General features: G+C 50.5%; 19 protein-coding genes. 18 read left to right on the top strand and 1 reads right to left on the bottom strand.

Annotated features, from left to right (window positions below; translation table 11 throughout):
* The first annotated feature begins 3 nt into the window (after positions 1-3).
* From greB to aqpZ, 17 genes are all read left to right on the top strand, one after another.
* Positions 4-516: a transcription elongation factor GreB gene (gene greB, locus D0B88_RS09230; protein WP_151056694.1), complete on the top strand. Its 513-nt coding sequence runs from the start codon at positions 4-6 to the stop codon at positions 514-516.
* 96 nt (positions 517-612) lie between these two features.
* A complete protein-coding gene (metG, locus tag D0B88_RS09225) occupies positions 613-2649 on the top strand; it encodes a methionine--tRNA ligase (protein ID WP_151056692.1) in 2037 nt (678 codons plus the stop codon).
* Positions 2650-2824: 175 nt separating this feature from the next.
* Entirely contained in the window at positions 2825-3415 is a 591-nt protein-coding gene (gene rsxA, locus D0B88_RS09220) for an electron transport complex subunit RsxA (protein ID WP_007644160.1), read from the top strand.
* A gap of 18 nt (positions 3416-3433) precedes the next feature.
* Positions 3434-4126 (top strand): electron transport complex subunit RsxB, encoded by a 693-nt coding sequence (gene rsxB / locus D0B88_RS09215; RefSeq protein WP_007644161.1) that lies wholly within the window; start codon positions 3434-3436, stop codon positions 4124-4126.
* 31 nt (positions 4127-4157) lie between these two features.
* On the top strand, positions 4158-6527 hold the full coding sequence (gene rsxC / locus D0B88_RS09210; RefSeq protein WP_007644162.1) for an electron transport complex subunit RsxC: 2370 nt from the start codon (positions 4158-4160) through the stop codon (positions 6525-6527).
* 39 nt (positions 6528-6566) lie between these two features.
* On the top strand, positions 6567-7643 hold the full coding sequence (gene rsxD, locus D0B88_RS09205; RefSeq protein WP_007644163.1) for an electron transport complex subunit RsxD: 1077 nt from the start codon (positions 6567-6569) through the stop codon (positions 7641-7643).
* A complete protein-coding gene (gene rsxG, locus D0B88_RS09200; RefSeq protein WP_151056690.1) occupies positions 7643-8296 on the top strand; it encodes an electron transport complex subunit RsxG in 654 nt (217 codons plus the stop codon). The genes rsxD and rsxG overlap by 1 nt, the downstream gene beginning before the upstream one ends.
* The gene (locus D0B88_RS09195; RefSeq protein WP_040392796.1) at positions 8289-9008 is read left to right on the top strand and encodes an electron transport complex subunit E; all 720 of its coding nucleotides are present in this window, start codon (positions 8289-8291) and stop codon (positions 9006-9008) included. The genes rsxG and D0B88_RS09195 overlap by 8 nt, the downstream gene beginning before the upstream one ends.
* A 42-nt stretch (positions 9009-9050) precedes the next feature.
* A complete protein-coding gene (locus tag D0B88_RS09190) occupies positions 9051-9881 on the top strand; it encodes a mechanosensitive ion channel family protein (protein WP_151056688.1) in 831 nt (276 codons plus the stop codon).
* Between the two features lie 175 nt (positions 9882-10056).
* Positions 10057-10776 (top strand): peptidase, encoded by a 720-nt coding sequence (locus D0B88_RS09185; RefSeq protein ID WP_040392799.1) that lies wholly within the window; start codon positions 10057-10059, stop codon positions 10774-10776.
* 281 nt (positions 10777-11057) lie between these two features.
* Complete coding sequence (locus tag D0B88_RS09180) at positions 11058-14474, top strand: DUF2126 domain-containing protein (protein WP_151056686.1); 3417 nt, start codon at positions 11058-11060, stop codon at positions 14472-14474.
* 55 nt (positions 14475-14529) lie between these two features.
* Positions 14530-17088, top strand: a complete 2559-nt coding sequence (locus D0B88_RS09175; RefSeq protein WP_151056684.1) for a circularly permuted type 2 ATP-grasp protein — start codon at positions 14530-14532, stop codon at positions 17086-17088.
* 12 nt (positions 17089-17100) lie between these two features.
* Entirely contained in the window at positions 17101-18018 is a 918-nt protein-coding gene (locus D0B88_RS09170) for a transglutaminase family protein (RefSeq protein ID WP_151056682.1), read from the top strand.
* 193 nt (positions 18019-18211) lie between these two features.
* A protein-coding gene (locus D0B88_RS09165) for an IS3 family transposase (protein WP_151056680.1) occupies positions 18212-19362 on the top strand; the annotation gives its coding sequence in 2 pieces (ribosomal slippage) (positions 18212-18455 and positions 18455-19362; 1152 coding nt in all).
* The gene (locus D0B88_RS09160; RefSeq protein WP_151056678.1) at positions 19352-20164 is read left to right on the top strand and encodes a hypothetical protein; all 813 of its coding nucleotides are present in this window, start codon (positions 19352-19354) and stop codon (positions 20162-20164) included. The genes D0B88_RS09165 and D0B88_RS09160 overlap by 11 nt, the downstream gene beginning before the upstream one ends.
* Before the next feature lie 137 nt (positions 20165-20301).
* The gene (locus D0B88_RS09155; protein WP_151056676.1) at positions 20302-20859 is read left to right on the top strand and encodes a hypothetical protein; all 558 of its coding nucleotides are present in this window, start codon (positions 20302-20304) and stop codon (positions 20857-20859) included.
* Positions 20860-21072: 213 nt separating this feature from the next.
* On the top strand, positions 21073-21765 hold the full coding sequence (gene aqpZ, locus D0B88_RS09150; protein ID WP_225318621.1) for an aquaporin Z: 693 nt from the start codon (positions 21073-21075) through the stop codon (positions 21763-21765).
* A 118-nt stretch (positions 21766-21883) separates the two neighbouring features.
* On the opposite strand, the gene D0B88_RS09145 is transcribed toward aqpZ, so the two are convergent.
* Entirely contained in the window at positions 21884-24880 is a 2997-nt protein-coding gene (locus D0B88_RS09145; protein ID WP_225318620.1) for a cellulose-binding domain-containing protein, read from the bottom strand.
* Between D0B88_RS09145 and D0B88_RS19265 the strand changes: the two genes are divergently transcribed.
* Complete coding sequence (locus D0B88_RS19265; protein ID WP_225318619.1) at positions 24855-25091, top strand: pentapeptide repeat-containing protein; 237 nt, start codon at positions 24855-24857, stop codon at positions 25089-25091. The genes D0B88_RS09145 and D0B88_RS19265 overlap by 26 nt on opposite strands.
* The last annotated feature ends 36 nt before the right edge of the window (positions 25092-25127 follow it).

Genomic DNA, 25127 nt, shown 5'->3' with positions numbered 1-25127 from the left:
GTCATGGGACGTTGGCGCCCACCCAGTGCAAAAGGTTCAGCCTATATTACCGCCGCCGGTTTTAAACGCATGAAAGATGAGGTTACCCAGCTATGGAAAATAGAACGCCCCCAAGTCACCCAGGTAGTGCACGAAGCCGCCAAAAACGGCGACCGGAGTGAAAATGGCGATTACATCTACGGTAAACGTCGCCTGCGTGAAATTGATTCGCGCGTGCGTTTTTTATCCAAGCGTATGGAAGTACTCACGGTGGTTGATCGTTTACCCGAAGACCACAGCAAAGTTTTTTTTGGCGCTTGGGTGACTCTGGAAGATGAAGACGGCAATGAAAAAACTTACCAAATCGTCGGCCCCGACGAATTTGATGTCGCGCGGCAAAAACTCAGTATGGATTCACCGCTCGCCAAAGCCATGCTCGGCAAGCGCCTGGACGATGAAATTGTGCTGAAAAAACCAGAGGGGGAAGAGCTGTTTTACATCACCGCGATTGAATACAAACCCTACGATCAGGATTAGTCGCGCCACAGCTGCAGCACAAAATGCTATAGTGCGCCCCATTTTTTCGGCTGGCTGCTGCCAGCTCCAGATTTCAGCGTTGACAGGTTTTTATCCATGACTCACTCATCCAACAATCCTGCTCGTAAGATTTTAGTTACCAGCGCCCTGCCCTATGCCAATGGTGCTATTCACCTCGGCCATTTGGTGGAATATATCCAGACCGACATTTGGGTGCGCTTCCAAAAACTGCGCGGTGTGGACTGCACTTACGTATGCGCCGACGATGCCCACGGCACAGCGATCATGCTCAAAGCCGAGCAGTTGGGTCACTCGGCCGAGCAGCAAATCGCCAATGTAAAAGCCGAGCATGAGGCGGATTTCGCTGCGTTTAATATCGCCTTTGATAATTACCATTCAACGCACAGCACTGAAAACCACGAACTTTCGAACATGATTTATGGCCGGTTGAAGGCCAATGGCCATATCGCCAGCAAGAGCATTACCCAAGCTTACGATCCGGAAAAGCAGCTGTTCCTCGCCGACCGTTACATCAAAGGCACCTGCCCGAAATGTAAAACCGAAGATCAATATGGCGATAACTGCGAGAAGTGCGGCGCGACTTATTCACCAATGGATTTGATCAATCCCAAATCGGCGATTTCTGGTGCAACACCTGTTGCCAAAGACTCCGAACACTTCTTTTTTACCCTGCCTGAATTCAGTGATTTCCTGAAGGGCTGGACGCGCGCCGGTCATTTGCAGGATGAAGTGGCCAACAAGATGGCCGAATGGCTCGACGCCGGTTTGCAATCTTGGGATATCTCCCGCGATGCGCCCTACTTCGGCTTTGAAATTCCCGGTGAACCCGGCAAGTATTTTTATGTATGGCTGGATGCGCCCATCGGTTATATCGCCAGCTTGAAAAACCTGCTCGATAAGAAAGGCGAAGATTGGTATGAGTACTGGAAGCCAGACTCCACTGCAGAGGTGTATCACTTTATCGGCAAGGACATAGTGAATTTCCACGCGCTGTTCTGGCCTGCAATGTTGCATTCCGCCAATTTACGCACGCCAACCAAAATCTGTGTGCACGGATTCCTCACCGTGAACGGCACCAAGATGAGCAAGTCGCGCGGCACCTTTATCAATGCGCGCACTTACCTTGATCATTTGAATCCGGAATACCTGCGTTACTACTTCGCCGCCAAGCTCACCAGCAATGTTGATGATATCGACCTGAATTTGGAAGATTTCATTCAGCGCGTGAATTCGGATTTGGTGGGTAAGGTAGTGAATATCGCCAGCCGCACTGCCAAATTCATCAATAACGCCGGTGGCGTGCTGACCAACGAGATTGCCGATGCTGACTTGTGGCAAAAATTTGTGGATGGCGGCGAGACTATTGCCAATTACTACGAAACTCGCGACTACAGTAAAGCCATGCGCGAAATTATGGCGTTGGCCGATGCCGCCAACGAATATATCGCTACCCAAGAACCGTGGAAGCTGGCCAAACAGGCCGGTGCCGAAGCGCGAACCCAAGCGGTTTGTACCCTGGGTATCAATATGTTCCGTGCCTTACTGACTTATTTGAAGCCGGTATTACCCGCGCTGACCGCCGATGCTGAAGCCTTTTTGGGCGAAACCCTGAGCTGGAATGCGCCGATCAGTTTCCGTGCCGGTGAGAAGATCAACGAGTTCAAACCACTGCTCACCCGCATTGAAAAAGACAAGGTAGATGCCATGATCGATTCCAGTAAAGAAGCCTTGGCGACTGCTGCGCCAAAAGCGGAAGAGAAAACCTCAGACGTTGAACCTATCGCCGCTGAAATCGACTTTACTGATTTTGCCAAGGTGGATTTACGTATAGCCCTGATCGCCAACGCTGAACATGTAGAGGGTTCCGACAAACTGTTGCGTTTAACTCTGGATTTGGGCGGCGAAACCCGCAACGTGTTCTCCGGCATCAAAAGCGCTTACGACCCGAAAGACTTGGTCGGCAAGCTAACTGTAGTAGTTGCCAACCTCAAGCCGCGCAAAATGAAGTTCGGTATGAGCGAAGGCATGGTGCTGGCCGCTGGCCCAGGTGATAAGGAAATTTATTTGCTGGAACCGCATGCTGGCGCAAAGCCGGGCCAACGGGTTATGTAAATCCCCCCAACCTCCCCTTTTTTAAAGGGGAGGAGCTCCCGTCATAAGGATATAAACAAACAAGCTAAACCTTTAGCGCTTTATTTATTGAGAATGCCTCTCTACTTGCCGATAATACGCAGCCCTTTGACTCCGGGCATTCACTTCAGCGGCTTTCCTTCATTGGACAAACATCATGAGTTTCAGCGAATTAGCAATCATTTTGCTCAGTACCGTGCTGGTGAATAACTTTGTATTGGCGCAATTCCTCGGCCTCTGCCCGTTTATGGGCGTATCCAATAAATTGGAGAGCGCCATCGGCATGGCGGGTGCAACTACCTTTGTAATGACCCTCGCTTCTATTTGTACCTATCTGGTGGACACCTGGGTGCTGGCGCCGCTGGAGCTGCAATATTTACGCACTATCGCCTTTATTTTGGTAATCGCGGCGGTGGTGCAATTCGTCAAAATGTTTATGGAAAAGACCAGCCCGCTGCTCTATCGCGTACTTGGCGTGTTTCTGCCGCTAATTACTGTGAACTGCGCCGTGCTCGGTGTTGCCTTGCTGAACACGCAAAAAGCCCACAGCTTTTTTGAATCCACAATGTATGGTTTTGGCGGCGCCCTCGGTTTTGCGATGGTGTTGGTATTGTTTTCCGCGATGCGTGAGCGTTTAGCGGTGGCCGATGTGCCGGTGCCTTTTAAAGGCGCGGCGATTGGCATGATCACTGCCGGTTTGATGGCACTGGCCTTTATGGGCTTTGGCGGGCTGGTAAGCCTGCAATAACTGACGAGTCTGGCATTCATGATCGAATTTATTTTCCAGAACCCTATCCTCAGCGCCCTGATTGCACTCGGCGGCCTGTCGGCGCTATTTGGCGCGGTATTGGGTTTTGCTGCAGTCAAATTCAAAGTGGAAGGCGACCCCATCGTCGAGCAGATCGACGCGCTGTTGCCGCAAACTCAATGCGGTCAATGCGGCCACCCCGGCTGCCGCCCCTACGCCCAGGCAATCGCTAACGGTGAAGCCATCAACAAATGTCCGCCCGGCGGTCAGGCAACTATTAATGCCTTGGCGGATTTGCTGGATGTAGAGGCTCCCTCCCTGGACTCGGAACACGGCGAACATTTGGACGTGAAACGTGTCGCTTTTATCCGCGAAGACGAATGTATAGGTTGCACCAAATGTATTCAGGCCTGCCCAATGGATGCAATCCTCGGCGCCGCCAAACACATGCACACAGTGATTGCCGATGAATGCACCGGCTGCGACTTGTGCGTGGAGCCCTGCCCGGTGGATTGTATCGATATGATCCCGGTTGAAACTGACCTGAAAACCTGGAAGTGGGATCTACCGGCCACCAACCAAAAACCGGTGTTCCATGTGATCGCCCAGGAAGTCCCGGTAATTCCTTTGGAAACGAATGTAATTGCCACTGACCTTGGCCGTGGTAGTGCGCTAAATAGCGACAAGCCCGACGGTGAAAAAGCTGCCTAAGCGCCGCATTGACGACGAGAAATCTGCATAGATGACAAGCCTGATCAAAGTCTGGGAATTACCGGGCGGTATTCACCCGCCCCAACACAAAAGCCAATCCCTGCAATTGCCGCTGGGCGAAATTCCCCTGCCTCCGTTTCTGGTGATTCCGCTAAACCAACATATGGGCACCCCCGCACGCGCCATTGTGCAAGTGGGTGAGCGCGTGCTCGCCGGGCAATTGATTGGTATCGCCGATGGCACCTTTAGCGCCAATACCCACGCGTCTACCTCGGGGACTGTATTAGCCATTGAATCACGTGCGATTCCACATCCGTCCGGCATGAGCAGTGAATCCGTTATTATTGAACCGGATGGCAAACACGAGTGGGTTCAACTAACTCCCTGTGAAGACTACCTACAGCTGGATCGCTTGCAACTGCTGGATAAAATCCGCGCGGCCGGTGTGGCAGGTTTGGGGGGCGCAGGTTTCCCCACTGCCGTAAAACTTGCACCCAAATCGACGCAAGTGATCGACACATTGATCCTCAACGGTGCCGAATGTGAGCCTTACATCACCGCCGATGACATGCTGATGCAAACCCAGGCGCAGGAGTTAGTCGCCGGAACCTTGCTGCTGAGTCATATTTTGCATCACCCCAAAAACCTGCTGATTGGCATTGAGGACAACAAACCCACGGCCATTGCTGCGGTAAAAGCTGCGGTTGCTGGCGCCAAAGCCCTGCGCAGCGAAGCCGCCAATATTCAGGTAGTGGTGATTCCCACCAAGTACCCCTCCGGTGGTGCCAAACAGCTGACCCAAATTTTGACCGGGCGGGAGATTCCCAGCGGCCATCACTCGGCCGATGTGGGGGTTATCTGTGTGAATGTCGCCACCGCCGCTGCCGCCTGGCGCGCTGTGCGTTTTGGTGAGCCGCTCATTTCGCGCATTACTACGGTAGTCGGTGAGGCATTAACAACCCAGCGCAATATCAATGTGCTGTTGGGAACACCTATCGACTATGTGCTGGAGCAGCACGGTTTTAACTTGAAACAAGCATCGCGGGTAGTCATGGGGGGGCCGATGATGGGCTTTACCCTGCTGGATTTGGCCGCGCCGGTAATCAAAACCACCAACTGTATTCTGGCGCCCAGCACCCAAGAACTGCCTGAACCACAACCCGCACAAGCCTGTATTCGCTGCGGCATGTGCGCCGAGGTCTGCCCGGCAAGCCTGTTGCCACAACAGTTGTTCTGGTATGCACAGGCGGAGGATTTTGATCGGCTCGAATCGCACAACCTGTTCGACTGCATTGAATGCGGCGCCTGTTCTTACGTTTGCCCCAGCACTATTCCGCTGGTGCAGTACTATCGCGCCGCCAAGGGCACTATTCGCCTGCACGAGATCGAGAAGGAGAAATCGGATCGTTCGCGTCAGCGTTTTGAATTCCGCCAGCAGCGCATCGCCAAAGAAGAAGCCGAAAAAGAAGCCAAACGTCTAGCACGTCAAAAGGCAGCGGAAGAAGCCAAAAAGAAACTGGCCGAAAAAGCGGCTGAGGCGGCGAAGAATCCGGCAGCGGCTACTGATGTCATTACCGCAGCCGTGGTTAAAGTGGGTGCGACGCAGGCTTCCAGTGAAGAAGAAAAAGCCAAGCTGGAGCGCCTGCTTAACGCGGCCAAAAATGGCTTGGAGTTTGCGCAAAAAACCTTGGTTCCGAACAAAACCAACCCGGTAATTACCGAAGAACAGCTGGTTAAACAGCAGGCGCGCATCAAACAAGCCGAGCAAAAAGTTGCAGAGGCGGAAAAGAAACTGGCCGAGTTTGTTGCCAATAACTCCGTCACTACCAGCATCGAACCCGGCACCACCGCCGCTCCAGCGGCGGGCGCACCGGCAGTAGACCCTAATGATCCCGTCGCGGCGGCGATTGCCCGCGCGCAGGCAAAACTGACCATGTCACCGGAAGACAAAGCGCGCGCAAATCTGGAATCCCTGCGCTCACGGTTGGCCAAAGCCGAAGAGAAAGTTGCCGCCGCCAAAGCCGACGGCAGCCCCAATTTGGATGCCTTACAACAAGGCGCCGAAAAGCTGCAGCAAAAAATTACGGAAGCGCTGGCTGAACTCAAGGCATTGGGCATTAAAGACGAGCCGGTCGTTGCCGCTGCGCCAGTAACTGCTGAACCTGCGAGCGCAGAGCAAAACGCAGCGCAAGCCGCGATTGAAAAAGCAAAAGCCAAGGCAGCTGCCATGGCGAGTATGAGTGATGAGGAAAAACGCGCCGAGCAGATTCAATCCCTGCAAAACCGTTTAACCAAAGCACGCGAGCGTTTAGCCAAGGCAGAAACTGAAAACGACGCCAATATCGACGCCTTCCGCGCCGGCGTCACCAAACTGGAAGAAAAGCTGCAAGAACTGGCCTAGGGCAGTGTTCATCACGGCGATTCTTAACGAGATAAACGAATGGCGTTATTAAATATCACCTCACCCCACACCCACGGGGCCAATCGTACCGGGCGCGTTATGCGCCTGGTGGTCTATGCCACGTTTCCCGGTATTGCCGCACTGACTCACTTTTTTGGTATAGGGGTGTTAATCAATGTGTTGCTGGCGAGCTTGAGCTGCATCGCCTTTGAAGCACTGGTGATGAAACTGCGTGAACGTCCGGTGATGTTCTACCTACGCGATTGCAGCGCGTTGGTGACCGGCGTGCTGATCGGTGTATCCCTTCCGCCCTATTGCCCTTGGTGGCTGGTGATCAGCGCCAGTTTTGTCGCGATTGTCTTGGCTAAACAGCTTTACGGCGGCATGGGCTTTAACCCCTTTAATCCGGCGATGGTGGCCTATGTGCTGCTGCTGATTTCCTTTCCGGTACAGATGACCCAATGGGCCACGCCATTACCCATGCTGGCCGATGGACATACTGCACCCAGCCTGGTCGCGGCGCTGGATAAGATCTTTTTTGGCACCCCCATCGACGGCTACAGCTCGGCGACAGTGCTGGACATTATGAAACAAAACTCCGGCCTGACGCTGGATGCCCTCTATCAACAACAGCCTGTATTTACCGAAGGCCGCTGGGCCGGTGCTGGTTGGGAATGGGTCAACATCGCCTTTTTGATTGGCGGCATCTATCTGCTCTACAAAAAAGTCTTTACCTGGCATGCCCCGGTTTCCATGCTGCTGGCGCTGGCTCTGATGGCCGCGCTGTTTTACGACTCAGGCAGCTCCAATTCCGGCGGCTCACCCATTTTTCACCTGCTGTCCGGTGCCACTATGCTCGGCGCATTTTTTATTGTGACCGATCCGGTCAGCTCGGCGGTGAGCACCCGTGGGCGCATTGTTTATGGCGCGTTGATTGGTGTGGTGATTTATGTGATTCGCGCCTGGGGCACCAGCTACCCCGACGGAGTTGGTTTTGCAGTTTTGCTGCTGAATTTCGCCGCCCCCTTTATTGATTACTACACTACTCCGCGCACCTACGGCCACAAAAAACCGCGCCGTGCGACCGACAGTAGCAAACAGGATGGAGGTCACTAATGCTCGGCCAATCCATAAGTAAAAACAGCTTTATCCTCGCCGCTTTTGCGATTTGCACGGCAGGCGCACTGGCGCTGACCAACCTCGGCACCCAGGATCGTATTGCAGCTTCAGAGCGCGCCGCACAACAGCGCGCACTATTTGAAATAATTCCCCTGCAAGATCACGATAACGATCTGCTCAATGACACCATACCCGTGCCGGATAGCGCATGGGAGCCGCTGGGCGCCAGCGAGTCCAGTAAGATTTATCGCGCGCGCCAGCAAGGGCAAATCACCGCCTTGATCGTTCCCGCCACGGCACACGATGGTTACTCCGGCGATATCAGTATGATTGTCGGGGTAAAAACTGATGGCACCATTGCCGGCGTGCGTGTATTACTGCACAAAGAAACCCCCGGACTGGGCGACAAAATCGAGCTAAAAAAGCATCAGTGGATTTTAAGTTTTAATGGCAAAAGTCTGACTGTTCCTGTTATCGAGGAATGGAAAGTTAAAAAAGATGGCGGTACCTTTGATCAATTTGCCGGTGCCACCATCACTCCGCGCGCCGTAGTGGGACAAGTAAAACGCGTGCTGGAATTTGTGAATACCAACCATCAAACCTTGTTTGATGCGAATCAACAGCCAAGCGCAGGTGAACAACATGAGTAATGGCGTGAATTACACAGAAATTACCCAAAAGGGCCTGTGGGGTAACAACGCCGCGTTAGTGCAGCTTCTCGGCCTCTGCCCCCTGCTTGCGGTCAGCTCTACCGTTGTTAACGCGCTCGGCCTGGGGCTGGCTACATTACTGGTTCTGACCACCACCAACTCAGTGGTTTCACTGATCCGCCACTATGTAAGCGACGCAGTAAGGCTGCCCGCCTTTGTGATGATTATCGCCTCAGCGGTTACCTGTATTGAATTGCTGATGAAAGCTTACACCTACGAGTTGTACCAAATACTTGGATTATTTATCCCGTTAATCGTGACCAACTGCGCCGTATTAGGTCGCGCTGATGCCTTTGCCAGCAAAAATACTCTCCTACCTTCCGCCATCGATGGTTTTATGATGGGGATGGGGTTTCTGTTAGTACTTGTTTGTGTGGGCGCTGTACGCGAACTGCTCGGCACCGGACATCTGTTTGCCGATATGCAATTACTCTTTGGTGAATCCGCACGCAGCTGGCAACTGAATGTCTTTGGCAGCAGTTTTCCCAATGTGATTTTTGCCTTGCTGCCACCGGGAGCGTTTATTGTGGTGGGGTTTTTAATTGCGGCCAAAAACACCATAGATGCCCAACTTAAAAAACGTGCGGACGCCCGTAAAACACACGCGGTGAAAGGCAGTAAACGTGTGCGCACTACCGGCAGTGTTACTTGATAGTCACGCCATACCTGTTTAGCAATCCCAAGGAGATTTGCAATGTTCGACAAGCTTGACCACGCCCAACTGCTGGCGTTTTACGATAAATTTGTAGCTCCGTGGAGTATTAAAATTCTGATTGCCTTGCTGATATTTGTTATCGGCCAGTTAGTCGCAAAATTTGTGGCAGGAATGCTAGGCAAGATCCTCGGGCGCACCAAGCTCGATAAAATTCTGGTGGAATTTATCCAATCGCTGGTAAATGCCCTGCTGTTGGTATTTGTAATTGTCGCCGCCCTGGACCAGCTGGGGGTAAATACCAATTCCGTGATTGCCGTACTCGGTGCTGCTGGCTTGGCGATTGGTTTGGCGCTGCAGGGATCACTGCAAAACTTTGCGGCGGGTTTTATGTTGCTGATATTTCGCCCCTTTAAATCCGGCGACTTTGTTGAGGCTGCCGGCGTATCGGGAATTATCGATAAGATTGGTATTTTCTCCACCAACATGCACACCGGTGACAACAAGCAGGTCATCATTCCCAACGGCACCATTTACAGCAGCAATATCATCAACTACTCCGCCCGTGGCACCCGTCGTATCGACATGGTTTTTGGTATTGGCTACCGCGACGATATACGTTTGGCGCGCGATGTCATTGCCAAAGTAATTAGCGCCGATGCACGGGTTTTACCCGAGCCGGAACCCTTGATTGCAGTGGGAGAACTGGGTGCACACAGCGTGAACTTCTATGTGCGCCCCTGGGTGAAAGCCGATGAGTTCTGGGATGTGAAATTTGCGTTGACCGAACAAATCAAACTGGCATTTGATGAGAATGGCATCAGCATTCCCTTCCCGCAGATGGATATCCACTGGAACAAACCCACCGAATAAGCACTACTAGGGCTTACCGGGCGGTGAGACAGAGGTTTCACTGCCCATCCTCCAAGAACGCGCCCCACCTTGGTGCATGATTCACCGTTCGATTTAATGCGCCAAATTAGCCTTGACGCTCACCGCCCCTGCTCTTAACCTACACGCCCTTTTTTTCTTGAGCCCGGTTGCTGTTATGACCTACTGCGTTGCGATTAAAGTCGATGCGGGTCTGATTTTTTGTTCAGATTCACGGACCAATGCGGGTGTTGATCAGGTCAGCACCTACAGCAAGATGTACCATTTTGGTATCGATGGCGACCGCCAACTGGTGATCAACTCTGCTGGCAACCTCGCCACTACCCAATCAGTTATCGCCAAAATTCGCAAGGACATCAAAGAAGGTGCCGATGTAAGCCTCGCGACTGTCGATAGCATCCACGACGCCGCCGACTATGTAGGCGAAATAAGTGTGGCTATTCAAGAGAAACACGCACACAACAACAGTAACGTCAGTTTTGAAGCCAGCTTTTTGCTGGGCGGCCAAATTGGCACGGAAACCCCGGCGGTTATGCTGATTTATCCTCAGGGTAACCACATCACATCGTCCGACCAAACGCCCTACCTGCAAATTGGTGAGAGTAAATACGGCAAACCAATTCTCGACCGTATCCTCAAACCGGAAACCGGGCTGGATACAGCCGCACTCTGCGCCTTGGTGTCCATGGATTCCACAATGAAATCCAATCTCACTGTAGGCCCGCCAATCGAATTGATGAGCTATGTCACCAACAGCGGTCTGATGCAGCACAGTATTTTTGAGGCTGACAATCAATACTTACGCGAACTCACCAAGTCCTGGGATCGCTTGATAGTGGAAGCTTTTTTACAGCTGCCACCGCCACCACAAAACTAATTCCAAACTGCTCATGCCAAAAGCGCCACTATCCTCCGATACTGGCGCTTTTGTGTTTTTAGCGCAGCATTTCATCGCCCAGAGCACTTATGGTGCAGTTATTGCGTGTGATTGACTAACCAGAGCCGCCAGGAAAACCGCACACTAAACACTGGCTTAGCGTAACCGCAAGAGCGTCATATGCTCAGTGGATGATGATAACTTGCCCTTTTCCCCGCCTGGTGCACACTTGAGTGCACCAGCATGATCCATAAACCGCTCGCTGCAGGAAGGAAGACTTTATGGCTATTCGCGTTGCCATCCACCATAAAACTGAATACCAGTTTGATCGCTTGACCACTTTATTTCCCCACGTCCTGCGTTTGCGCCCGGCGCCCCACAGCCGCACCAAAATCCACAGTTATTCGCTCAAGGTGACGCCAGAAGACCATTTCCTCAATTGGCAGCAAGATCCCTTTGGCAATTTTCAGGCGCGTTTGGTTTTTCCCGAGCAGACGAAAAGTTTGGCAATTGAAGTCGAAGTCATTGCCGACATGACCTCCATCAACCCCTTTGATTTTTTTGTAGAAGACTACGCTGAAACAATTCCATTTAGTTACGCCGAACAGCTCCAACGCGAGTTAATTCCTTATTTGGAAGTCACCGAAGCTGGCCCACTGCTGAGTGCGCGAGTCGCGGCGATTAAAGCGGAAATAGCGCAGCGCGAAAAACAAGATAAACCCTGGCATGTGAACGATTTTCTGGTGCAGATAAACCAACAACTGCAACAGGATATTGGCTACGGTGTGCGCTTGGAGCCGGGCATTCAAAGCTGTGAGGAAACACTCACCCTAGCCAAAGGTTCCTGCCGCGACAGCGCCTGGCTGCTGGTACAAATTTTTCGCCACTTGGGTTACGCCGCGCGTTTTGCCTCGGGTTATTTGGTGCAGTTGACCTCGGACATCAAAGCCCTCGACGGCCCCAGCGGCCCGGAAAAAGATTTCACCGATTTACACGCCTGGACTGAAGTATTTATTCCCGGCGCAGGTTGGGTCGGCCTTGACCCCACCTCGGGTTTGCTGGCTACCGAAGGCCATATTCCCCTCGCCTGCACACCTGACCCCATTTCTGCCGCACCCATTACCGGCGCCACCAGCAAATGTGAAGTGAAGTTCGCCTACAGCAACGAAGTCTTCCGTATCCTTGAAGACCCGCGGGTCACCAAACCCTATACCGAAGACCAATGGCAAACCATCAATGCCCTCGGCGCCGCCGTTGATAAAGAACTGCTTGAGCAGGACGTGCGTTTAACCACTGGTGGTGAACCCACGTTTGTATCGATCGACGATATGGAATCCGAGCAGTGGAACACCGGCGCACTGGGCGCCGACAAATTGCGCCTTGCAAAAGATTTATTGCTGCGGATGCGCAACACCTTTGCCCCCAATGGTTTACTGCATTACGGCCAAGGCAAATGGTATCCGGGTGAAGAAGTACCGCGCTGGGCGCTGGGTTGTTTTTGGCGCACCGATGGTGAAGCCCTGTGGAGCAACCCGGATTTACTCGCACGCGCCGATAAAAGTTACGGCCTCACGCATTTGGATGCGAAAAAATTCGCGCAGACACTGTGTGAAAAAATTCGTGTGAATAGCGAGCATTTAATTCCCGCCTATGAAGATGTGCTCTATTACCTCTGGGCCGAACAACAATTACCCAGCAATATAGATCCATTAACAGCCGATTTAAAAGATGACCTGGAGCGCCGCCGCATCGCCAAATTATTAACGCGCGGCTTAAATACCGAAAGCGGCTATGTGCTGCCCATCGAATGGAATTATTTGAATCAAAGCTGGCTGAGCGGCCGCTGGAAATTGCGCAATGACAATTTATTTTTAATTCCCGGCGACTCACCACTCGGTTTACGTTTGCCATTAAATTCACTGGAATTTCCGCAACACGATTACGAACGCTATCAACCGGAAAGTGACCCGCTGCGCTCGCGTGCACCTTTGGCACCCAGCGGACAACAATTTGCCAATCTGGCTGCGCAAAAAATTACCGCGCAACCTCTTGGCAGCAACAACAATATTGAAAAGCACAGTGAAAAAAATCCAACGCACAAAACCAAACCTAACTACATAGAAGCAGGTTATGTCATTCGCACCGCCATGTGTTTTGAAGCGCGCGATGGCCGTTTGCATTTATTTTTGCCACCGCTCACCTACCTCGAACATTACGTGGCGTTAATTGAAGCGATTGAAGATACCGCGGCAACACTCAATATGCCGGTGGTACTGGAAGGTTACGAACCGCCCAAAGATTATCGCCTGAAGAAATTTTTAATTACGCCGGACCCAGGTGTGATTGAAGTGAATATTCACCCGGTAGAAACCTGGGCGGATTTGGTCAACAACACCGAAGCCCTGTATGAAGATGCACGCCAATGCCGTTTGGGCACCGAGAAATTTATGCTCGATGGCCGTCACTCCGGCACCGGCGGCGGCAACCATGTCACCTTCGGCGGCTCAACACCAGCCAATAGCCCGTTTTTGCGCCGCCCGGATTTACTGCGCAGTTTGGTGACGTTTTGGCAGCATCACCCGGGGCTTTCTTATTTATTTTCCGGTTTATTTATCGGGCCGACCAGTCAATCGCCGCGGGTAGATGAAGGCCGTGCGGAAATGCTCTACGAGTTGGAAATCGCCTTCCAACAAATGCCCGATGGCATAGTGGAGCAGCCCTGGTTAGTGGACCGATTAATGCGCAATTTATTAATCGACATTACCGGCAATACTCATCGCGCCGAATTTTGTATCGACAAACTTTATTCACCGGGTTCTGCCAGCGGTCGCCAGGGTATTCTGGAATTCCGTGGTTTTGAAATGCCGCCGCACGCGCGTATGTCGCTGGTGCAGGTATTGTTGCTGCGCAGTCTGATCAGCCGCTTCTGGAAAGAGCCCTACAAAAAACCACTGGTGCGTTGGGGTACCGCGCTGCACGATAAATTTATGCTGCCGCATTATGTGTGGGAAGACCTGCGCGATGTAGTGAACGATTTGAATGAACACGGCTACCCCTTTCAATTGGAATGGCTCGCACCGTTTGAGGAATTTCGTTTCCCTCACTATGGCCGTGTGCAGCTGGATGATATTCAAATTGAATTGCGCTGGGCGATTGAACCCTGGCATGTGCTGGGCGAAGAAGTCAGCAGCTTTGGCACCTCGCGCTATGTGGATTCATCACTGGAGCGATTGCAAGTCAAGGTCACTGGTTTAACGCCGGGCCGTTATGTGCTCGCGTGTAATGGTCGCCGTGTGTGTTTGAATCCCACCGGTAAACACGGTGAATTTGTGGGCGGCGTGCGCTATCGCGCATGGCAACCGCCTTCCGCATTGCACCCGACCATTGGCATTCACGCGCCGCTGGTATTTGATTTAATCGACACCTGGAACGGCAAGAGCATCGGCGGCTGCACCTATCACGTTAGCCACCCCGGTGGGCGCAGTTACGAGCGCTTCCCGGTGAACGCCAATGAAGCTGAATCGCGCCGTGGTAATCGCTTTTTTGATATCAACTACACACCCGGTGCATTACCGATCACACCGGCCGGAAAAATCTTGCGCGAATTTTTTGAACACAAACATCCACCCAGACCCATGGCGCCACCGCCAGAGGAACCGGCGGACGAATATCCACACACACTGGATTTGCGCAAGTAAAGCGAGGTGAATAGGGTTACAATCGGGGCCATATTCATAACAATTACTGATTATCATGAACCTCTCTTCCGCGCTTATGGACAATCAGGGCAATACAATGAGCAGTAAGGCATTCACTTATCCATCCCCACAAGCGGGGGTGGATGAAGCCTACGATACTGAAGGCGGTATTCGCCCGCATTGGCGCTACCTGTTACACAGCTTACAAACGCTGGGGCACGATGCCATTGAAGAGCGGCAGAAAAAAGCACGCCGCATTCTGCGCGACGATGGTGCCACCTACAAAATTTACGACGAGCCGGATGCGAGCCAAAGCTGGCAACTCAATCCTATTCCGCTGTTAATTCACAGCGACGAATGGAACAACATTGAAACCGCACTGGTTGAACGCGCCGAATTATTTAATTTACTGCTGCAAGATATTTACGGCGAACGCAGCCTGGTGCGCCGTGGTGTTATCCCGCCAGAATTATTATTTTCCCATCAGGGGTTTTTACGCCCCTGTCAAAATATAAAATTGCCCGGCGCACAACAATTAATTGTGCACGGCGCCGACCTGGTGCGCGCCCATGACGGTCAAATGCGGGTGATGGCCGACCGCACCCAAGCGCCTTCCGGCGCAGGTTATGCGCTGGAAAATCGCACGGTCATGAACCGCGTATTCCCCAGTTTGTTTCGCGATAGTCATGTGCATCGACTGTCATTATTTTTTTCGCGCTTGCGTCAACGCCTGCAGGAATTAAATCCCAACGGTGGTATTGCACGCATTGTTGTACTCACCCCCGGCATTTATAACGAAGCCTATTTTGAGCACGCCTATCTCGCCAACTATTTGGGTTTCCAATTAGTACAAGGCGGCGATTTAAGTGTGCGCAATGGTTATGTGTGGATGAAAGCGCTCGACGGTTTAAAACGTGTCGATGTAATTTTGCGCCGCGTGGATGATGTCTATTGCGATCCGGTTGAATTAAAAGGCGATTCACGCCTAGGTGTGCCCGGCCTGCTGGAAGTGGCGCGCCTCGGCCATGTTGCTATCGCCAACCCACTCGGTTCCAGCGTATTGGAAAACCCGGCGCTATTGCGTTATTTACCCGCGGTTGCCCAAGCCTTGCTCGGGCGCGATTTACAAATGCCCTCGGTGAAAACCTGGTGGTGTGGCAATAGCGACGACTTGGAATATGTGTGTAGCAATTTAAAAAATTTACTGATTAAACCTACCTATCGTCGCCCCGGTTTGTATGAAGTGTACGGCGCGGATCTAGACGATAAAAAATTACAAGCCTGGCAAAATCGCATTCGTAAAAATCCGCTGCAATTTGCGGCGCAGGAATATGTGGCCGGCGCACAAACGCCCACCTGGCATCAGGGGCAAATCCAACCGCGTGCATCGGTATTGCGCACCTTCGCAGTTGCCAGTGAAAGTTCTTACGCGGTAATGCCCGGCGGCCTTACGCGCGTAAACCTGGACCCGGATAAAAAAATTATTTCCAACCAACGCGGCTCTGTTTCCAAAGACACCTGGGTGCTCGCCTCGGAACCGGAAAAACAAATTAGCCTGCGCACCCTGGATATGCAATCATCCACAGAAGGCAGCAGTGCACTGCCCAGCCGCGTGGTAGAAAATTTATTTTGGATGGGCCGCTACGCCGAGCGCGCAGAATCCGCCATGCGTTTATTGCGCACGGTATTTATTCAATTAAATAAAACCGAAAAATTGCCCGACGCGGTATGTCGCACACTGCTGAGTGCCGTTACCCACGTCACTGCCACCTACCCCGGCTTTACCAGTTTGCAACCGGAACTGTTCAAGAACCCTGAACCGGAAATGATTGCAATTATTTTGGACAGTCGCCGCCTCGGCAGTGTCGCCAATAATTTAACGGCGATGATTGAAGCCGCCGAACAAGTCAAAGAGCAACTCTCCAGCGATACCCAGCGCGTGATTAACGATATTGGCGATGAACTGGAGCAATTAAAATTAGCCTTGGAGCCCAGCTCGCTTTCCGCACCGGAAGAAGCACTGGCGCCGCTCATTACCACGCTACTTGCTTTTGCCGGATTAATTCACGAAAGCATGACACGCGGCAATGGCTGGCACTTTATGGAAATGGGCCGCCGTTTGGAGCGCGCGCTGCAAATTATTAATACCCTGCGTTCACTGCTTGCCACCGAATTTGATGAGATAGAACAGGAAACGCTTATCGAATCCAGTTTGCTGTGCAGTGAAGCGCTTATTCCCTATCGCCGCCGCTATCAAAACGGTATTCGATTGGAACAAGCTCTGGAAATGTTAATGCTGAATAGCAAAAATCCGCGCTCGTTAATTTATCAACTCAACGAATTGGAACATCATTTTTCTGACTTGCCCGATGACCGCGAAATTCTCAGCAGCGAACACAAATTATTATTGGAAGCGACTACCGCGTTGAAACTAAGTGACATTAGCGCGCTGGTAAAAACCCACAATAGTATTCGCACCGAACTGGATCAATTGCTGTCGCGCTTGCAGTATTTAATGACGCAAGTGGCCAAGGCCATTGGGCAGCGCTACTTCGATCACACCGAAGGGCCACAGCTGCTGGTAAAAAATACCGAGTGGCAAGAGCAGCTCTAGGAAGCCGGGATTATGAAATATCGCATTCGCCATACCACTCGCTATGCCTACGCATTACCGGTGAGCCATTGCTACAACCTGGCCTATGTTTTACCGCGCTCCACTGATCGCCAGCGCGTAGACACTATCGATATAAAACTCTCACCACCGGCCACCACCAGCAATAGCCGCAGCGATTATTTTGGCAATCAGTTTTTACAATTTTCGATTGAAAAAGCGCACAGCGAATTGGATGTCAGTATCACCAGCGAAATCACCATTAAGGACAGCAGCACCAGTATCAACCTGGATTTTGGCAACCCCTGCAGCTACGTAAAATATTTGCTGCAGCACAGTAAAGATTGGGAAACACTCTGCGCGCGCGAATTTATGCTCGACTCCCCCATGGTGCAACAGCATCAGGATCTTGCCGATTATGCCGCCGCCTCCTTCAGCGACGACCGCCCGTTTTTATCGGCGGTGATGGATTTAACCCAACGCATATTTACCGATTTCGTTTATGACCCGGAATTTTCCGACGTCGCCACACCACTCGCCGATGTGCTCAAACACAAACGCGGCGTCTGTCAGGATTTCGCCCACCTCGCCATCGGCTGCCTGCGCTCACTCGGCTACCCTGCGCGTTACGTCAGCGGCTATTTAGAAACCCTACCCGCCCCCGGCCAGGAAAAATTAATCGGCGCTGACGCCACCCACGCCTGGTTCGCCGTTTATTCACCCGGCGAAGGCTGGTACGAATTTGACCCCACCAACAACAAAGTCACCGGCGAACAACACATCACCACCGCCTGGGGCCGCGACTATTCCGATGTAACCCCACTCAAAGGCGTTATTTTTGGCGGCGGCGTTTCACCGCAATTATTTGTCTCGGTAGATGTAAGAAGAATCGAAGAAGATTTTTTTCAAACGCAAAGCCAAAGCCAAAGCTAAATACCCGCCCCACCGGTGATATCTACAGTTACCACATTCTGATTTTTTGGTAACTGTAGCTTCCAGCCAGATAAAACCCACGAATTCCCCCTTGGTTATATTGTGTAATTGACCTTTTCCTCCGAGCCTTGGACTTCCCAGATATCACTAGACACCTAAAAGCCTCATAATCTAACTCCAAGATGAGGTGTCTATGTCAGGCAAACGATTTACTGAAGAATTCAAGAAAGAAGCCATCAAGCAAATTACTGAACGAGGCTATTCCGTTGCGGAAGTTGCGGAACGGCTGGGAACCACCACCCACAGCCTGTACAACTGGCTCAAGAAATACAACGAACCACAACCCCGCCAGGCGACCCACGTTGACGAGCAAGCCGAAATCGCGCGACTCAAAGCAGAACTCAGACGGGTGACCGAGGAGCGCGATATTTTAAAAAAGGCCGCCGCGTACTTTGCAAGGGAGCACGAATAAAGTACGCCTTTATCAGGGCTCACATCAAAATGCATTCAGTACGTTTGATGTGTCATGTTTTAAAGCTTCACCCCAGTGGCTACTACGCTTGGCTAAAAAATCCGGTATCAAAACGCGAGCAGGAAGATCAGCGGTTATTGATATTAATTAAAGAGCATTACCTGGCGAGTGGCGGCACTTACGGGAGTCCGTGGATACACAAAGATTTGCGTGAAGCGGGCGAGACATGCAGTGTGCATCGCGTAGCTAAAATCATGCGTAAACACCGGATAAAAGCGCAGATTGGCTATAAGCGACGCTACATCAAAGGAAGCAAAACCGCCAAGATTGCAGCCAATTTGTTGAACCGGAATTTTAACCCTGAAGCGCCCAATGTTTCGTGGGTTAGTGACATTACTTACGTGCGAACTTACGAAGGCTTTTTGTACGTGGCAACGGTACTGGATTTATTTTCTCGGCGCATAGTTGGTTGGTCTATGGGAAAGAATATTGATCGCCACTTGGTAATTGATGCACTGCTCATGGCAAAGCTACGGCGTCAGCCAAGAGATACCGTACTCATTCATAGTGATCAAGGCAGTCAATATGGGAGTCACGATTATACGGCCTTTATGGACGCTAACAATTTCATTCCATCCATGAGTCGCCGAGGAAATTGTCATGACAACGCAGTTGCGGAAAGCTTTTTTTCGACATTTAAGAAGCGCGTAACCCGCAGAAAGATTTACAGCACAAGGGAAGAAGCCAAAACAGAAATATTTAATTTTATTGAGATGTTCTACAATCCGGTCAAACGCCACTCTCATAACGGCGGGTTATCTCCCGTTAAATACGAAGAGGCGTTTTTTCAGAGGCTCGAAAGTGTCGAGTAAAATCTGGGAAGTCCATTTCTCTACCAACCATGTTGATTACTTTAGTGGTTCTTACAAAATTGCTACCCAGATTGTTGTTTCTCCCGTTGATAGTGTTAATAAAAAACTTAGTTTGGATTGGCCTCCGGTAGAAAAGCCGACAAAAGATTTATCGTTTCGATTATTGACTATCAACAATGATTTTGTTGAATGGACGTTGCAAGGGCCTAAGGCCGACAGTAAAAGCGCTTACGTAAACCAAGGTGTGGCGGTTTCGACTAAAAGCAATATTATCTATAAATTGCAGAACGGGAAGATCGAGTCCATCGATAAGTCCGGAGCTAAGCACAGTAGCTCCGCAGTACCACAAAATTTACCAGAAATTTCTTGGGGTACAGACATTACCTATGATAGTAAAAGAGATTTACTGTCGATTATTTCCTTTGGTGGTGAAGGGTATCTTTATCGATATTTTCCAGCAAAAGATGCTTGGCTTGACGCTTATTCGGCACAAAATCACGACATAAATTCTATATTCTATGATGAAACTATGGATCGTTATGTCGGCTGGAGCGCTTCGGGCGAAATTGTGATCTTTAGCGGTGAAGGGGCTTATTTAAAAAGTAAGAGAGTTGCTGACAAGCTTGTGGGCTATGGCCGCATTTATGATCGCAATAATTATCGTGCTTCACCGTTAAAGGTTATTGCCAATGGAGACTCAATTGCGTTAATTGCTATATCTGGCCGTTCAGTAACTCATATTTGGAGTTATGATGTTTCTTCTGATAGAGCAATGCTAACTTATAAAGCTAGTGCTAATTAAGTTGTAGAAGGTATTTTCTACCCATCCTACATAAGTGCCAACTTCCGCTTTTGGCCGTTCTACGACCTTCGGCGGCTTGCTTCGCGAAGCCGCCCTACTACTTCAACCTAATGTGTCTTAATTATTCAAGGAAAATAATGAAACGTTTTTTATTCATATTGTTATTAGGTCTAACTACCAACCTAAGTCATGCGCAGGACGATTTACCGATGGTTGTGCAATTTAAGTTTGCACCCTGGGGTACGATCATTGCGGATGAAGATGAGTTTGAGTATTCGGATTATGAAAAATACGATATGAATTTTGAGCGGAGTTTGGGCGTAAAACTTATATTGCCGCGCATACCGGTTTATCTTGCCGCGAACCAGAATGTGACGCAGCTGGAGCAAGAGATACCGGATGTAAAAGTGGAAACCTATTCCGTTGGTTTTGGTGGAATTAATTATGATCCCTACGCCTATGACTCCGGTTTGTATTTACTGGGCAGTGTGGGCGCGGGCATTGGTAAATTTAAATTCAAAAACCCTGATTTAAACGACTGGGAAGCCATGTTTGAAGCTAACGGCGAAGTGGGTTTGCGGATTCAGGAAAACTTGTTGCTCGGTGTGGGTGTGGACTACCAATTGTTTGGTGAACCCGGCGATACCAAAGCGCATTACTGGAATTTGTATGTAAGCACTGGCCTTACGTTTTGAATACAACAAAAACACAACTATAGTGGTATATGATCCGCAAAGGTGCTGTTCTATTGATGATGGCACTTGATTGACCGTTCGCGAAACTCTGTTTGAAATCAAAAGGATAGTTTGCGCCCTGCCGCCTCAGGGTTAAGAGGTATCAAACTGCGCTGGGATGACAAGCCGCAATAACTATCTATTTTTTTAATAGACATCGTTAAGCAGGAGCACATGATGAAACAGTATGGCGCTGAGTTTTTTGGTACTTTTTGGTTGATCTTCGGTGGCTGTGGCAGTGCAGTGATTGCAGCAGCGTTCCCCGAGGTTGGCATAGGTTTACTGGGCGTGTCGCTCGCGTTTGGTTTAACCGTACTCACTATGGCATTTGCCATTGGCCACATTTCCGGTTGTCACTTGAACCCCGCCGTTTCAATTGGCCTTTGGGCAGGCGGCCGTTTTCCCGCAACACAATTACTCCCCTACATTATTGCGCAAGTGCTAGGCGGCATAGCTGCAGGAGGGGTTTTATACCTGATTGCCAGCGGTGCACCCGGTTTTGATGTTGCCGGTGGTTTTGCTTCCAATGGCTATGGCGATCACTCCCCCGGCGGTTACTCACTGCAATCTGCACTTATCGCCGAGGTAGTGCTCACTGCATTTTTCCTCATCATTATTTTAGGGGCGACGGATAAACGCGCACCGACTGGTTTTGCTCCCATCGCAATTGGTTTGGCACTTACTTTGATTCATTTAATCAGCATTCCGGTCACCAACACTTCAGTAAACCCTGCACGCAGTACAGGTGTAGCAATTTATGTGGGGGATTGGGCAACTGCACAACTGTGGGTATTTTGGGTAGCACCGATTGTCGGCGCAATTCTAGGTGCGGTAATTTATCGTTTTATTGGCAGTGAAAAACAATGATGTAAAAGTGAAGTGCGCTTTATTATTTAGTAAGACGCATAACAAAAAAACCCGGCGTTTTAGTGCCGGGTTTTTTATTGCACCTTCGCTAACAGGTGCTCTATTTTACACTCGCGTTTTACTGCGGATTCAAACCCATAATTTGCAACACTTTAACAAAGTTTGCTTTTCTATCGGCCAATCCATCCACTGCACCGCTAATCGGGCAAGTAGATTCAGGACAACCGCGATTAACAATGCCGGAGATTGCATTGATAAACGCATCGCCTTTCAAGCCGCCATCCACATAGGCTTGCAATTGTGCATGGTAATTCCAGTTGTACGCAGGATCGTTGTAGCCTTGCACTTCATTCATCCAGAAGAACAAACCGGCAATCCACTTGATCTCACCGTGTTCTGTCGATGAACAAATCAATTGTGGATTTGAACAGAGATCCATATCGGCATACAAAGGTTCAGTCGGCGCTGGGGTTACTTCAATGCCATCCACCACTTGACCGGCATACGCGGGATCAACATGACTGCGGCCGAGGAAGTGATTCAACTTACCAAAGTTCAAGCGACCGGTGGTTTGAATTACACCGCGCCCCCACCAGCCACAACCTTCTACACTTTTACCTGCACTACCGTTCCAGACAAATTTACCGGCTTTTTGACCATCGTAAACTTTACCGTCTTCACGCAGGTAAGCCTGTGCTGATTTATCAACCGTGGTTACTGCCGGGAACCAGGCACCGTAATCCCAGTAGCCAACACTGCCGTTAACCAACAAACCTTTTTTCTCTAACACTCTGTCGGGTGCTGCAAACAAAGGCCCCGGCGCACCGTACCACTTGGCGTTGGTGTTGGCGGTGACTTCCATTTTAGGATTGCGCGGGCAGGAGTATGGGTTGTCGCGACCGGTAATTGGATCCTGGCCGTAGGATGCATAATCCTGTTGCAACTGACCGCAAGACGCCGAGATTGGATAATTAACAGGATCGCCGGTGTTGATCGACCAGTTGTTTTCATCGCAGGCATCATACTGAATCGTTTCTTTCATACTTTGCGAGAGGAACGCTGCAATCGCCACTTTGGCGTACTTGATGTTGGTTGCGTCGTCTTTGGTTGGATCAAGCAACCAGTACTTGGTTGGACCCACACCAACGTTGTGCATGGCATTGAGCGCCATCAAGAAATCCGCCCATTTATAGATGCTGGATGGCTCCTTACCGTTGGATGGTGTTGTGTAAAGGAATGCCTGATTGTTCATCGCATTTTCAACGCTGAGCAATTCACTATTCAATTGCGGAATTGAGGTGATTGCACTCGCCGTTGTTAATTGGCCTGAACCATACAGAGGCATACCACCAGCGGCTTTGTTGGCTGCAATTTTATTTTTCAACCAGCCGTTATCCGTTGCACTGGTTGCGGTTGGAACAACAGCAGTACCTTGTTTGCTTCCCCAAAGAATTGCAAACACATTGCTAAATGCAGCACGACGCAAACCAGAAGTTCCCCAATCATAGTCAGGAGTTTGCTGTAACAGTGCATTTACATTAATCGCACCGGCATACACAGAAGCATTGAGCGGAATATTTAATACTTCGCTGCGCACATTACTAATATTGCGGCCAATACTTTTATCGCCCATAAAATAAGTACCAGCGGTACCCGAATCATTGGCTAAGTTGTAGCTGCCAATTGATTCACTTACGCTCGCCAAGTGGCCGCCGGAAATTTGCCATAACATTGCAGGAATCGATAACGAATCGGTTACTTGACGCACATAGTTCAAATAATTTTCCCACTCTTTTGCGCCATAGGCATAAGCCGCACGCGCAGAGGGCGATAAGCCATCATCAGCGGATTTATCAAAGGCTAAAAAGTCAGGGCGATAATTATTCGTCGTATAAGCACCAATTGCATTTGCAAAGGTAGATACTGAAAATGCAGCGGCATCCCACACATCTTGCAAGCCATCAAAATCCGTGTGCACCCAGGTGTTATTGCCTGGGCTGGATACGCTAGCAACCCAACCGAAAGATACATCCGGACTTAAACGTTTGATCAATAAGTTATGCGCCTGTACCCAACCGGTGATGTTGTTTTGCAATGCACTGTCCACTTCGGTTTTCAAACTATTCAGATTGTAAATAGCCGACAGTGATTGGCTGCCAAGCGCATAATTTGCTTCGTTAGTTAACGCATCTTTCACCGCTTGTTTAACATCAATCGCAACCCAATTGCCTGCACTACCAAATGCAGTTTTAAAGCTGCCATTTTGATTAGTTTGCCATTGCGCCAACAAGCCAGCGTTCAGCACCAACGCACCAGGATTCGCGTGAGTTGAATCTTTATTGGCTTGCACAGTAGCGGCAATACGAATCAGATTTTGGAAATGTTTGACCAGATTGGCGTTATTTAAAATATCCTCTGCGCCAATACCGGTTGCGTCGGCAGTCGCCACACCAATCACCGGCAATACCGAACGCCCACTGACATTTTCAATATTGCGGGCCTGCAAAATGGTTTGTGTAGTAACAGCGGGCGTAATGACCTGACCGCGATCGCCGGTGCCATTGCCTTCGTTAGCGAAAATAGAATCCACACCTGACGCAGCCAAGGCATCGTTTGCTGCAGCGTTGTTATCAGTGAAAGAACCCATCGCCAAATCACTTGGCCAGCCTTTCACTTTCAGGCTTACCGGATTCACACGCGTCGGATAATAACCACTAATCACGACACTCACACTACTGCTGCTCACCGATACAGAAGAAGAGGAAGCAACAATGACTGAACTGGATGAAGAGCTGGAAGATGAACTTTTTGAAGAACTACTGAGTGAAATTACACTCGCAGAGCTTGCACTGCTGCTGCTGACAGAAACCACACTGGATGAACTTGTACTGCTCACACCGCCGCTGCAGTTGCTGACAAATGTCCAGGAGCCATCGCTACCGGGAATACTTTGTGTCCACCAATTGGCGCGGTAGGCCTTGCCTTGGTATTGCATTTGATCGCCACCTGCCGCGTGGGATGGATTACCCGCCCAATCTTTTTGCGTCCAATTGGGGTAGATATTAATACCGGGGCAAGTGCCGCCCTGAGTGCTGGAATTTACGGAGGAAGCCACGCTTGAAGGCGCGACACTTGATAAAGCAATACTTGATAAAGCTACACTAGATAGCGCAACACTGGAGGCAATACTCGATGGCGCTGCACTGGATGGTGCGATGCTGGAAAGTGCGACACTGGATGCAATACTGCTGGAATTATTGTTTGCATCACACGCACCTAGATCCGTCCAGGCATTACTGGCCGCCCAACCCACACCCGGCTCATAGGGGCCACCAACACTGCACCAACCCGCTACGTCGCAG

Origin of the sequence: Cellvibrio sp. KY-YJ-3 (genome assembly GCF_008806955.1) — a bacterium.
In the GTDB taxonomy this organism is placed as follows: Bacteria; Pseudomonadota; Gammaproteobacteria; order Pseudomonadales; family Cellvibrionaceae; genus Cellvibrio.
Note: the sequence above shows the minus strand (reverse complement) of the source record. Positions and strands in the feature narration are given on the sequence as shown.

Bases quoted from the DNA above. Each gene is read 5' to 3' on its own strand.
- D0B88_RS09185 (WP_040392799.1), top strand. From the start codon at position 10,057: ATGACCTACTGCGTTGCGATTAAAGTCGATGCGGGTCTGATTTTTTGT.
- D0B88_RS09195 (WP_040392796.1), top strand. From the start codon at position 8,289: ATGAGTAATGGCGTGAATTACACAGAAATTACCCAAAAGGGCCTGTGG.
- rsxC (WP_007644162.1), top strand. From the start codon at position 4,158: ATGACAAGCCTGATCAAAGTCTGGGAATTACCGGGCGGTATTCACCCG.
- rsxB (WP_007644161.1), top strand. From the start codon at position 3,434: ATGATCGAATTTATTTTCCAGAACCCTATCCTCAGCGCCCTGATTGCA.
- D0B88_RS09175 (WP_151056684.1), top strand. From the start codon at position 14,530: ATGAACCTCTCTTCCGCGCTTATGGACAATCAGGGCAATACAATGAGC.
- rsxD (WP_007644163.1), top strand. From the start codon at position 6,567: ATGGCGTTATTAAATATCACCTCACCCCACACCCACGGGGCCAATCGT.
- rsxG (WP_151056690.1), top strand. From the start codon at position 7,643: ATGCTCGGCCAATCCATAAGTAAAAACAGCTTTATCCTCGCCGCTTTT.
- D0B88_RS09155 (WP_151056676.1), top strand. From the start codon at position 20,302: ATGAAACGTTTTTTATTCATATTGTTATTAGGTCTAACTACCAACCTA.
- D0B88_RS09180 (WP_151056686.1), top strand. From the start codon at position 11,058: ATGGCTATTCGCGTTGCCATCCACCATAAAACTGAATACCAGTTTGAT.
- metG (WP_151056692.1), top strand. From the start codon at position 613: ATGACTCACTCATCCAACAATCCTGCTCGTAAGATTTTAGTTACCAGC.
- aqpZ (WP_225318621.1), top strand. From the start codon at position 21,073: ATGATGAAACAGTATGGCGCTGAGTTTTTTGGTACTTTTTGGTTGATC.
- D0B88_RS09190 (WP_151056688.1), top strand. From the start codon at position 9,051: ATGTTCGACAAGCTTGACCACGCCCAACTGCTGGCGTTTTACGATAAA.
- rsxA (WP_007644160.1), top strand. From the start codon at position 2,825: ATGAGTTTCAGCGAATTAGCAATCATTTTGCTCAGTACCGTGCTGGTG.
- greB (WP_151056694.1), top strand. From the start codon at position 4: ATGGGACGTTGGCGCCCACCCAGTGCAAAAGGTTCAGCCTATATTACC.
- D0B88_RS09170 (WP_151056682.1), top strand. From the start codon at position 17,101: ATGAAATATCGCATTCGCCATACCACTCGCTATGCCTACGCATTACCG.